This window comes from Limosilactobacillus portuensis (assembly GCF_014838735.1).
GTDB classification, from domain to species: domain Bacteria; phylum Bacillota; class Bacilli; order Lactobacillales; family Lactobacillaceae; genus Limosilactobacillus; species Limosilactobacillus portuensis.
On the sequence record NZ_JABUXQ010000097.1, the window covers coordinates 1 to 310 of the forward strand.

General features: G+C 41.3%; 1 protein-coding gene. It reads right to left on the bottom strand.

What is annotated here, in order from left to right:
- Positions 1–310: NAD(P)-binding domain-containing protein (locus HUK49_RS10730; protein ID WP_191913678.1), on the bottom strand; the 310-nt coding region annotated here is incomplete at both ends.

Sequence of the window (310 nt, forward strand, 5' to 3'; positions counted from 1 at the left end):
GACGTCAAATTGAATATTAAAGCCGTGCGCAAATGCTAATGCGTTGCCTGCTTCTAAGTTAGGCTCGATTTCATTTTTATACACGTCACCTTGAATTTCATCAGGGAGTAACACCATCACCACATCGGCTTGTTTGACAGCTTCTGCTACGGTGTAAACATTAAAACCATCTTCTTCTGCTTGGTCGAATGAACGTCCAGGGCGAATACCGATTACGACATCATAGCCATTGTCTTTTAAGTTTTGTGCGTGGGCATGACCTTGTGAACCATAACCAATAACCGCAATTTTTTTACCTTGTAATACATCT